Below are 11439 nucleotides of genomic sequence, written 5' to 3'. Positions count from 1 at the left end.
CGAAAAGAAAAATGGCGAAATGTGTGGTCATTTACCGGATGAAAAATTAACAGTCGGTAATTTCGGGTTTAACTACAGGTAATACTCTGCACCTGAATAGATCATAATGAGTCAATGGTGAGAAATTACACCCTATATATATCGCTGTCATTCTCCTGAAATGTTCCGAATCCCTCGAATACAATCTAAATTCTCTCCTTTCCGGACACGAGCTACGTGCTTTTTTAAGCTATAAGACAGGCTGATTTTGCTTCTTTAGGGCACTGTGCGACAAAAATGAAATATTAAAAAAGCCACCGCGTGCCTGATGCAGACTTTCTGAACAATTCCGGGTAACCGGGAAACTCAGAACGCATTATCCTGTGGTCACACTTTGCCGGGGTCGGGGCTCATCGCTGCAGTTGCAAATACCGGAAAAACGGTCCTGACAAGTCGGATGGCTGACGGGCTATATTACGCAGTCAGGTACAGGAACTGCATAACATCAGTCATGGAAAGAGACTTCGGATGAAGATGACCGGGTGACAGACATCACCTTACGCGTCAGTCCGCAGTAACACTACCCGATCAGATATGGTGACGTGACGTATATCCGGACAACTGACTGCCCATCAAAGAGCCGGAAATATTACCGGAATCTTTCGTACTGGCAACAGAAGGTGGCAGAACAGTGAGGTTAATCATTCAGGAGCGGGTGAAAGATCTATAGAAAAGGGGTTCATGATAAACATGAAACCCTTTCTGTTCCGGCCATCGGGTCTTTAAATGGCCTGAATTAACTGTAACGCAGATTTTTAGCCTCTGATCATGGATCAGAAGTTATAACGGATACCAATCTGTCCGTTGATTGGTGAATAAACTGCATCACCGGCAATGTGCTGTAATTCCATGAACATATTCACGTTGTTATAGCGGGCATTGAAACCGGCACCGAATTTACCGGTACTGCCGGATAAATCCAGGTTAATGGTGTTGTAACGGTTAAATTCAACTTCGTTACCGTCTTCATACTGATGATTCCACGCCGCTTTCACATACGGAGAGAACACCAGGCCGTTATCAAAGCTGAAGTCTTTACCGGCATTGACACCCAGTTCGCTGGTAAATGAAGTCTGGCTCTTGATTGCCGCATCCATACCATTATTCAGGGTGATATCTTTACTGCCCATACGGTTATACGCTAACTGTCCGTAAGGTGTGATAAAGATCTGATTACTGAAGGCAAAGGTATAACCGGTTTCCAGCGCCATCCCCCAGACAGAGGTGGAGTAATTGTCGCTGCTGACATCATAACCGTTAGTGGATGTTGTCTTCAGTTTATTATCAAAGTGGTTATATTTCAGTAATGCATCCGCATACCAGCCGTTGCTGTTCAGATAAGTGGCATAGGCACCGAAGGTATAGCTGTCGATATCACTGGTACCTGCCCGGTCATTTTTGACATCACCTTTATCAAATCAGGTGAAACCACCCAGAACCAGTTTGCTGTCACTGTTTAACGCTAACTGATAATCCGCACCCAGTTCCAGACCGGCGTGTCTGAGTTTGTACTGAATCTGATCCTTATCCACTTTGGTATTGCTGCCGATACCCTGCATCCAGAGACCGTTCTCAATACTGTCGCTGGTACGCAGCATATGCAGACGTGCACGCAGATGATCAACTTCGTTGTTGTACATCAGCTGCGGCGCACTGGACAGTGCGAGTACCGCACGGGCACTTGGTGTCAGGCGATCGGTTGCAGTGAATGACCATGTGGTGTCATTATCGGCACCGGTACGGGTCTGAATATTATGAATGTAAGTACCGGCATCCATCAGGTTGAGGATTTTGCCGTCCGCATCCTTCATACCAAAGACCGCATTGCTGTCACCGGCCACGTTTTTCACATATGCGAAATCAGCAGACTGAGGGCGATTCAGAACGGCTTCTTTACCGGTGCCCCGCTCAATGATGGTGACATAGTGCTGACCATAAGCATTATCAGTATTGATAAAGTCAGAATTACCATTGAGGATATTGCTGTTCATGGTGAAATCTAACGTGGTGTTATCATACTGCGCCGGATCATTGTTACCCAGATTATTGATATTCATCTGAGTATGGCCTGCCGGATTGGTCCGGTGGTCAAAATTCACCGCTGCTTTACCGTTTAAGGTACCGATAGTGACGGCATCGTGTTCCTGAGTGCCTTCATAAACGGTGACGGAGCTTTTGCCTTTGGTCTGGCTCAGAGCAAGATCTTCCACATACGCACCATTGGTGGTGGCCGCATACAGATGCAGATGGTTTTTGCCGTTAAAAGTAGTTTTGCCGGTCGCTTTACCATTGGCCTCAACAATCATATCGATATCACCGTTGAGGGTGTTATTTTTCGCTTCACCGCCATTTTCAACGCTTAAGTGAGAATTGCCGGTCTGGGTGTTATCGGTGGCCAGGCCGCCTTTCTTAACAATCTGATTGGTATTGGTCAGTTTGTTATTGTTGGCGGTACTGCTGGTAACCTGCTCACCACGTTTATCAGCTTTATTGGTGATGGTATTGTTTTCTGCAAGACCATCCACATACTGACTGCCGTTGGTAATGTCATTTTTAATACCGGCAGTACCGTTTTTGCCGACAACCTGCTTACCGCGGTTAGTGGCTTTGTTAGTGATGGTATTATTTTCTGCAAAACCATCCACAAACTGGCTGCCGTCAGTAATGTCATTTTTAACGGATGAGATACCGTCTTTTTCAACACGCGGATCAGTGTTGCTCAGGGTGTTATCTTCCGCTTTACCGCGTACAACCTGGATACCGTGTTCAGCACCGGCATTATCGATAACGTTTTTAACGGCAACACCGGTTTTTTCAATGATCTGATCGGCATTTTTCAGTGTGTTGTCAGTTGCTGTGCCGCTGACTAACTGAAGGCCGTGTGTGCCGGTGGTATTATCGATACTGTTTGTGGTGGCTTTGCCGCTGACAGTCTGATTACCGTTGGTGATTTTAGTGTTATCCGCTTCACCGCTGACATTCTGGTCACCGTTACGGAGGGTGTTATTTTTGGCAACACCACCGGAAGAGATATCCTGATTAGCGTAATCAAAGGTGGAGTCGATCGCCAGGCCATTACTGCCGACAGTCTGACCGGTATGTTTTACACCGGCAGTACCGGTAAAGGTTGCATCAAGGGATACGGCTTTTTTGCCGTCTTTACCTTGAGGTGTTGTGAGCTTTGTCCGTTAAACGTTGCACCTTGTGACAGTGAATTTTCACCGACATGCTGTTCCGCTTTGCCGTTAAAAGTATCACCGGTGGCAACCAGGTATTCACCTTTATCTGCGCCTAAACGGGCATCAGTAACATCGGTGCCTTTGATGGTTAATGTTGCATTGCTGTTGTCTGGTTTTTTGACATCACCAATATGTTCGCCATCTAAATATTGTTTGGATTCATCATTGTAAGTACCGTTCCCGGTGCTGACAGTGATTTCATCCCGGCGGTTATTGTCATAACCGTTACGATACAGCGGCAGTGTTGACTGAGGGTTTGACGGGTTCTCATAGTCTGCACCGCGATACTTATTATAGGCGTCACTGCCGGTAATAGTGACAACTGATTTACCACCGACGGTTAAATTATCAGCTTTACCGTTGATACGGACACTGGAATCTGTAATCGCCAGGGTGTCGATTTCTACAGCAGAATAAAAGTATTCATAGTCATAGTTGACACCGATCCGGGTAAGAGAGCCATCATTTTCCGTTCTGTAGGAATAATACATATCTCCTTCCCGCTCAGATTCACGACCGACAAATGTGGTTGTGTTCGGGCTATTAATGATGCTGCCTGTATATTTGATGGTATCATTAATATGTCTGTCTCCGGTGATAACCGGGCCGGGAATGTTATTGTTTATTTGAATGGTTTTATCGATAGTAGCCGCCACTCCCGCAGATACGGAAAGCGCACTAACTACCAATACGGTAATTTGCGAAAGTTTAAATTTCATAATAGTGGCCTGTGTTCGGAATAAAGGTGAATGGGAAAAGATCCTAATACCTATTGTTATCAGGTAATTATAGGGTGTTTACTACGCAGGAAATAAGAGGGGTCCTATTGCGGGTATCTAATGGTATGAATATGTTCTTATTTTATTTTTACTATGGGTATTTGCACTTAGACATATTATTTTCATCCTTACTTATCCGGATTTTGGGTTGTAGTTATTATCAAATTAATAATGAAAATGCCATTTTCATTCCGGTTTATTTTACGTAATATTAATTTTAAGCTATGTTGTTTAAATAAGGAATAAGGAGAAATAGCACTATTTAAATCGAAAGGTTATTAAATATTTAAATTGCCGGGTCTGATGCCATTGCGGAAAATTAACCGGAATGAATCATTTTTTGCATGTGATGTTGCTCACAAAATTTACACTGCCCGGTCACCGGATTTTTATTTCAGCGATTGGTACACACTGTAACCGGCAACGGCGCCGGCGATATCCCAGACGAAATCTTTCACACTCCAGCCGGTACCGCCCGGGCGGCTGTCATAAAACTCTTTCGCGGCTCCCAGCGCAACAGAAAAACCGATACCGAATTGTGCACTGTGCCGGTGCTGCCAGTTCTGGTGATCGCCATAAGCATTAGCGGCAATTGCGGTTGCAGCTGAAAAGGCGAAATGCTGGGCTTTATCCCGTCCGGTCCAGCTGTCATTAGCAAGGTGCATCGAACAGCCGGAACTCAGCAGCAGGCAGAAAGACACTGTCATGCAGGTACGTAATGTAACGGGCATACTCATTCTCCGGGAAACAGATAAAAAAATCCCGGCGGGTGCCGGGAGGTTTATATCAGAGGATCCGGCTTATCAGGCGATCAAGACGGACGCGGCGCAGACGGCGCAGCAGTTTTTTGATCTTGACCGGATAGTCACGGATATTATCCAGCTCAGTATAGCTGCGGATAATGGTTGTGTTGGTGCGGATATTGGCCAGCTCTTCCTGACGCTGTGCGTGCAGCTCCTGTTTCGGGTCACGGATAAGGATCGCATTTTCCAGATCCAGGCCCCAGGCGCGCGGGTTCAGGTTATTACCGGTGATCAGCTGCCACTGATTGTCCACCCACATCCCTTTCAGGTGATAGGTGTTGTCGTCATCTTTCCACAGGCGGATGGTCAGTTGCTCACTGTCGGAGAACCGCTGCAGACGCTGCATAAAGCGGCGCAGATTGATTTCATACAGATAAGGCAGCCCGCCGATAATTTTGAACGGCTCTTCCGGCGGAATATAGAAATCATTGGCAGTTTTATCGCCGATAATGATTTCCACCTGTTTCCCGTCCCGCAGCAGGCGGCTGATAATGCGCACCAGTGTTGACGGCAGATTGAAATACGGCGTGCAGATAACCACTTTTTCCTGTGCGGAACACATCAGGTGCTCAATGGTGTTATTGAGCATGTTCTTTTTCCCGAGACCAATCAGCGGCGTCACGGCCAGCTGATCATCAGGCAGTGCCTGCGGGGTGAAGTGGTATGCGGCATGGCGCAGTTTCAGGCGGAAATCGCGGATCAGGTTTTTGATCTCCGGCGTTTTCACGCGGGTTTCGGTATCGAGTTTCTGTACCGCCGGTTCCGGCAGCAGCATTTCATCAATAAACAGTTTCATTGCCGCCGCCAGTTCCGGATTACGCAGGAAGTGGTAGCGGTCATAACGGTATTTATCATGCTGATACAGATAGACATTATTGACGCTGGCACCGCTGTAAATAACGGTATCGTCAATAATAAAACCTTTCAGATGCAGAACACCCAGCGCTTCGCGGGTATTTACCGGCACACCGAAGATAGGGATAAGCAGGTCAGGGTGAGATGCCGCGACGGAGTGATACCAGTCGGCATTGGTGGCATTCGCTTCTGCACCGATACGCCCGCGCTGTGCGCGGTGCCAGTCAACAAAGACTTTGATATCCAGTTCCGGATTGGCTTTTTTGGCGGCATACAGCGCGTCAAGGAAATCCCGGCCCGCATCATCGTGCTCAATATATAACGCAGAAATATAAACGGTTTTCTTTGCACCGGCGATTTCTGCCAGCAGACGGCCTTTAAAGTCGCGGGTATGGAACAGCGTTTCAACATCATCCGCAGACTGTGCTAACTTCGGCAGTTGTGCAAGGTGCTGTTGGTGTTTCGCGGATTTGAATTTTGACAACATCACAGTGCGAATTATCTCTTTAGTTATAGGCGGCGGTTACGGAATAAACAGGTACCGGGCCGGTAATGAAAAGATGAACAGATCAAAGGATTATATCACCAGTTTGTCTGATTGTGCGCAGCAATTCACTTTCTGCTTAAGTGACGGTTAAGTCTGTGTCATATATCACGTTGTCCGTTTTTGACTATTGCACTGCCGCAATTTCAGAATTCAGGTGAAGTGTCAGGTTGACGATGCCATCCTCAAACTGTGTTTCGACGGTAAACCCGAGCTTTTTCGCCAGTTGGATCATATTACGGTTCTCCGGCATGGTGATGGCGGTCAGCAGGAGGATACCGCGTGACTTTGTGTAGGCGAGCAGTTTGCACATCAGCTGATAACCCAGAGTATTGCCTTTCATATCTGACCGCACCAGCACTGCAAATTCCGCTTCCCGGTTATCCGGATCCGACATCGCACGGGCAACCCCGATAATCTGACCGCCGCTGTCCACCGCCACAAAGGCCATTTCGCGGTCATAATCAATCTGGGTCATTTTTGCCAGGTCGTCATGGGTAAATTCACTGATCTCACTGAAATAACGGTAATAAAGATCTTCTTTGGTCACGCGGTCAATAAAGGCTTTCAGCAGGGGTTCGTCTTCCGGCAGGATAGGGCGGACATGCACAACCGCGCCGTCTTTTAACTGAAAATTTTCCTCCAGTTCTGCCGGATACGGGCGGATAGCCAGACGCTGACGGCCGTCACCGGCTGCCGGTGCCAGAGTCATCGTGGCATCCAGGACAGTAAATTCCGTACCGGAGGCGAGCAGCGGGTGCAAATCGAGTGTCACCACCTGCGGGCAGTCAATTATCAGGTTGGACACCTGTACCAGCACTCTGCTCAGACCCGCAATATCCAGCGGATTCAGGGCGCTGCCGGCCGCCAGTTTGTTATTTTTAATGGCGTGAATCACCAGATAACGGGCAAGCGCCATATTGAGCGGCGGCAGGGCAACGGCGGCCGGGGATTCATCATCCCACGGGCGGCTGGCATCCCCCAGCATAATCACCGGGCCGAAAACCGCATCCTGGGTCACGGCAATCCGCAGTTCCTGTGCCCCGGCGCGGTTCGCCATTGACTGCACAATCAGCCCGTCTATCTGCGCATCAGGAAAGTTTTGTGTCACGCGGTCAATAATCGCTGCTGCTGAGGTGGCGACTTCCTGTTTATCCCGCAGATAAAGCATCACGCCCTGCACATCGGATTTATGTGCGATATCCGGTGAGCGCAGTTTCAGCGCCACCGGGTAACCCAGTGTTTCGGCAATGGTAACGGCATCATCCGCAGAATGGGCAATCCAGGTCGGCAGAATGTTCAGCCCGTAAGCATCCAGCACCGGCTCGACTTCATAGGTATCCAGAACAGTGTGCTGACGGCGCAGAGCGCTGTCTATGCAGTGATGAGCCTGCTGCCGGTTGGCGGTCAGTCCTTCGGACAGAGCGGGAGTTTCCGCCAGTTGTTTCTGGTTGCGGCGGAATTCCACCATATGCATAAAAGCGGTCACAGCACCTTCCGGTGTGCGGTAAGTGGGGATCCCCGCCTCGCCGAACAGGCGGCGGGCTTCCTGTGAGGAATATTCCCCGCTCCAGTTGGTGAAAATTGTCAGCCAGCGGCTGCGCGGGTGCTGTGCGATCGCGGCAATAATCCGGGCGGCGGTTTCTTTGCCCGGTGCAATGGCACTCGGGGAGTGGAGGATCAGCAGGGCATCATGATCGTGGCTGCCGAGCAGAATATTCAGGGTGGCGATATAGCGATCCACCGTGGCGTCATCGCGCAGATCCAGCGGATTATTGATCACAAAATCATCCGGCAATACCGCCGCGAGTGCGGCGCTGCTCTCATCACTGAGACCGGCAATTTTCCCCCGGCGGCGGAACAGTTCGTCCAGCGCCATTGCTGCCGGTGCCGCGCCGTTGCTCATAATGGCGAGACGTTCACCGCGCAGCGGCTTCATAAAGGTCAGGGTTTCCACGGCGGAAAACATCTCGTGGGTATCCTGCACCCGCAGCAGACCGGCGCGCTGGATTGCCGCATCATAGGCGATATCCAGGCTCGGCGTTTCACCGACCAGTAATTGTGTGCGCTGCGTGCGGCCGCTTTTGACCACCAGGATCGGTTTATTGCGGGAGGCACTGCGGGCGGCGGACATAAAGCGCCGCGCATCATGAATATGTTCGAGATAGAGCAGAATGGCGCTGGTTTTGCTGTCGCGGGCCAGGAAATCGAGCATATCGTCGATATCAATATCCGCGCTGCTGCCGAGTGCGATAAAGTAGGAAAAACCGGTTTCCCGCTGTTGTGCCCAGTCCAGAATGGTGTTGGAAACGGCGGCGGACTGGGAAATAAACGCCAGTTTGCCTTTGAGCACCGGTACCGGGGAAAAGCTGGCATTCAGCCCCTGCCAGGGCGCAAGCAACCCCAGACTGTTCGGGCCGAGCAGGCGGATATTATAGTGCTGACAGGTCTGTTTCAGCTCAGTAGTCTGTGATGCCGGGGCGGAGAGAATAATCACCGCACGGCAGCCGAGTTCACCGAGTTCATTCAGCAGGGCAATATTACGTTTGGGGTGGGTGCAGATAATGGCCAGATCCGGCACCAGCGGCAGATCCGCGACAGACGGATATGCCAGTACCCCTTGCACTGAGCGGCGTGACGGCGTGACCGGCAGAACCGGTCCGGCAAAACCGCCGCTGAGCAGATTGCTCATCATCCGGGAACCCGCCCGGTTGGGCTTTTCGGATGCACCGATAACCGCAATGGATTGAGGCCGGAGTAATGCTTCAAGGCCGCGCTGACTCATGGTGTTCTCCTCAGACCGGATTCCCGTGTGCTTTAATTTAGCCTAAAAGCAGCTCCTCTGCTCTGATTTGTGCCACCGGAAGATGTGACTTACCCTTCAAATACTGACGGCGGAAGCAGGTGAAGTGATCCAGAAGCTGTTTTCCGGCCGCGGTATCACCCGCCATCATCAGTGCCGCAGCGGCCACTTCGGCGGTACAGTGCTGATCTTCCCGTGCCGCAACCCGCAGCAGATAATCTTTCTGCGCCAGATCGTTGATGGAGAGCAGCGGAATGTTATCGAGATACGGGCTTTTACGGAACATTTTGCGTGCTTCCGGCCAGGTACCGTCGAGCAGAATAAACAGCGGCGGCTTTGTATTTTCCGGCACATCACTGAACACCTGACGCGGCGGAGTGGCATACGCCTGCGGGAAAATCAGGTACGGCTGGCGGGTGTCATCTTTCAGCAGCGTGAGCAGGGCCTCGTCCGGTTCGGTACGCGACCACAGAAAAGCCTGTGTGTCCGGCAGGACATCGGCGATAAGCTTCCCGGTATTGCTGGGTTTGAGCGGTTCGGTATCATACATCAGCAGGCAGAACTGACTGCGTGCATCCCGGGTCTGTATGGTGTCACACAGACAGTTTTTTTCGGGTAATAAGCAGTAATTACAACGGACTACACGACATCCCCGGGCACGGAAAACACGGGTGGATTGTGCCAGACGCCGCTGGCGTAACTGGTAAACAGAATTGGTCTTCATTTTTATCGGCTGGTTTCACAAAAAACAGTATGCATTGTACTGTTAACGCTGCACAATAGCATGATTTTTCGCGGGGGCGCCTGAGTTCAGTGCCTCCGGCGGGGGCGGCCGGTGATCATAACCGGCAGGTCCGGACGATATCGGGTAATCTTCGCCCCCGGAAATGGCGTGGGAGAAACACATGAACGACTCTTTAAATGGTAAAAACGGCAAAGTGAAAGTAATGTATGTCCGCAGTGAGGACAAACAGGACGATCAGAAAAAATCAGACAGACGCGGTGGCCGGGGATCAGATCGCGGCGACCGTAACAGCCGCGGCCCGCGCAGGGATCGCAATGAACGCAGCAATCGCGGAGAACGCAGTGACCGTGGTGATCGCGGCGAACGCAGAGGTCAGGGAAGTTATTCCGATGACAGTCGTTCACCGTGGAAAACCGTATCCCGTCAGCCGTCAGAAGACGGAGAGGGGCTGATCCCGGATCACGGCGGTATCAGCGGCAAAAGCCAGATCGACCCGGCACAGCTGCGCCGTCAGCGTCAGGAAGAAACCCGTATTTACGGGGAAAATGCCTGTCAGGCCATGTTCCGCAGCCGTCCGGAGCGCATTGTGCGCGCCTGGTTTGTTCAGTCAGTGACACCGCGTTTCCGCGATGCCCTGAAATGGCTGGCAGCGAACCGCAAAGCCTATCATGTGGTGGATGAGGAAGAGCTGGCCAAAGCATCCGGTACCGAACACCACGGCGGTGTCTGCTTCCTGATTAAAAAGCGCGGCGGTGTGAGTGCGGAAACCTATCTGGAAACCGCCGGTGAGCAGGATTGCGTGCTGGCGCTGGAAAACGTCGGTAACCCGCATAACCTCGGCGGTATTATGCGCAGCTGTGCTCACTTCGGTGTCAACGGTGTGATCCTTCAGGATGCCTCTGTGCTGGAATCCGGTGCGGCTGTCCGCACAGCGGAAGGCGGTGCCGAGCATCTGGTCGGGATTGATGCCGATGGTCTGACGGATACGCTGGATTTATTCCGCAAAAAAGGGTACGCCATCGTCACCACCTCCAGCCACAAAGGCAGCACCGATCTGGCGAAAGCCACACTGCCTGCAAAAATGGTACTGGTTCTGGGTGAAGAGAGTGACGGCCTGAGTGACGCGGTCTGGGAAGGCGGGGATATGCGCCTGTCAGTCGGCGGTACCGGTAATGTCGAAAGCCTGAACGTGTCCGTTGCGACCGGGATTATCCTGGCACGCTGGTGGCAGCAGAATAAAGTCAGCTGATACCGGCTGATTATGATTAATAAAACCCGGCGTTTGCCGGGTTTTTAATTAATGATGTTCATGAATGTTTTTTCTGAAATAAATATCTCCCGTTATATTCACCTGTCTGTCAGCACGCCAGTCATAACGGCTGTACGGGGATAGATGCTGTTAATGTCAGATATTATAAAAAAACCATGCCGGAGCATGGTGCAAAAATGTGCATTAAAAATAAAAATTATGGCAAACAGCATTAATAATGCTAAATCATGCTCACACTCCTTTGTGAATATAATATTGATAATTATCCGTGATATTAATTCCGCAACCGGAAAGTGTATTTTCCTGCGGTGAAATAAGAATAGCAATTTGATGATTTTAATAGCAAGTGATTATTCTGTTAA

Annotated in this window: 7 protein-coding genes and 2 pseudogenes; 2 read left to right on the top strand and 7 right to left on the bottom strand. The window is 50.5% G+C overall.

All coding sequences use genetic code 11. From position 1 onward, the window contains the following. Positions 1 to 311 precede the first annotated feature (311 nt). A pseudogene (locus X965_RS19715) lies at positions 312 to 441 on the top strand (IS3 family transposase); the annotation flags it as partial. Positions 442 to 812: 371 nt separating this feature from the next. On the opposite strand, the pseudogene X965_RS04180 reads toward X965_RS19715, so the two are convergent. The 7 genes and pseudogenes from X965_RS04180 to X965_RS04150 form a co-directional block, all read right to left on the bottom strand. Continuing rightward, positions 813 to 1439 (bottom strand): annotated as a pseudogene (locus X965_RS04180) (autotransporter outer membrane beta-barrel domain-containing protein); the annotation flags it as partial. An 18-nt stretch (positions 1440 to 1457) separates the two neighbouring features. Further along, the gene (locus tag X965_RS04175) at positions 1458 to 2684 is read right to left on the bottom strand and encodes a hypothetical protein (RefSeq protein ID WP_036417138.1); all 1227 of its coding nucleotides are present in this window, start codon (positions 2682 to 2684) and stop codon (positions 1458 to 1460) included. Positions 2685 to 3142: 458 nt separating this feature from the next. Continuing rightward, positions 3143 to 3997: a hypothetical protein gene (locus X965_RS04170; RefSeq protein WP_004235558.1), complete on the bottom strand. Its 855-nt coding sequence runs from the start codon at positions 3995 to 3997 to the stop codon at positions 3143 to 3145. 449 nt (positions 3998 to 4446) lie between these two features. After that, positions 4447 to 4788, bottom strand: coding sequence for a YfiM family lipoprotein (locus X965_RS04165; RefSeq protein WP_004904488.1), 342 nt, complete (start codon positions 4786 to 4788; stop codon positions 4447 to 4449). Positions 4789 to 4843: 55 nt separating this feature from the next. Next, positions 4844 to 6202: a CDP-diacylglycerol--serine O-phosphatidyltransferase gene (gene pssA / locus X965_RS04160; protein ID WP_004235560.1), complete on the bottom strand. Its 1359-nt coding sequence runs from the start codon at positions 6200 to 6202 to the stop codon at positions 4844 to 4846. A 184-nt stretch (positions 6203 to 6386) separates the two neighbouring features. Then, positions 6387 to 9044, bottom strand: a complete 2658-nt coding sequence (locus X965_RS04155) for a GNAT family N-acetyltransferase (protein ID WP_004235561.1) — start codon at positions 9042 to 9044, stop codon at positions 6387 to 6389. Between the two features lie 37 nt (positions 9045 to 9081). Further along, positions 9082 to 9786, bottom strand: a complete 705-nt coding sequence (locus tag X965_RS04150; protein WP_004235562.1) for a tRNA-uridine aminocarboxypropyltransferase — start codon at positions 9784 to 9786, stop codon at positions 9082 to 9084. A gap of 181 nt (positions 9787 to 9967) precedes the next feature. Here X965_RS04150 and X965_RS04145 point away from each other — a divergent pair, with 181 nt between their 5' ends. Beyond that, positions 9968 to 11056 (top strand): tRNA/rRNA methyltransferase, encoded by a 1089-nt coding sequence (locus X965_RS04145; protein ID WP_015422535.1) that lies wholly within the window; start codon positions 9968 to 9970, stop codon positions 11054 to 11056. Positions 11057 to 11439: the final 383 nt, after the last annotated feature.

The sequence above is a fragment of the Morganella sp. EGD-HP17 genome, from assembly GCF_000512315.2.
GTDB lineage: Bacteria > Pseudomonadota > Gammaproteobacteria > Enterobacterales > Enterobacteriaceae > Morganella > Morganella morganii.
Note: the sequence above shows the minus strand (reverse complement) of the source record. Positions and strands in the feature narration are given on the sequence as shown.

Coding starts and splice junctions, on each gene's coding strand:
- X965_RS04170 (WP_004235558.1), bottom strand. CDS start 3,997: ATGAAATTTAAACTTTCGCAAATTACCGTATTGGTAGTTAGTGCGCTT.
- X965_RS04150 (WP_004235562.1), bottom strand. CDS start 9,786: ATGAAGACCAATTCTGTTTACCAGTTACGCCAGCGGCGTCTGGCACAA.
- X965_RS04165 (WP_004904488.1), bottom strand. CDS start 4,788: ATGCCCGTTACATTACGTACCTGCATGACAGTGTCTTTCTGCCTGCTG.
- X965_RS04145 (WP_015422535.1), top strand. CDS start 9,968: ATGAACGACTCTTTAAATGGTAAAAACGGCAAAGTGAAAGTAATGTAT.
- pssA (WP_004235560.1), bottom strand. CDS start 6,202: ATGTTGTCAAAATTCAAATCCGCGAAACACCAACAGCACCTTGCACAA.
- X965_RS04155 (WP_004235561.1), bottom strand. CDS start 9,044: ATGAGTCAGCGCGGCCTTGAAGCATTACTCCGGCCTCAATCCATTGCG.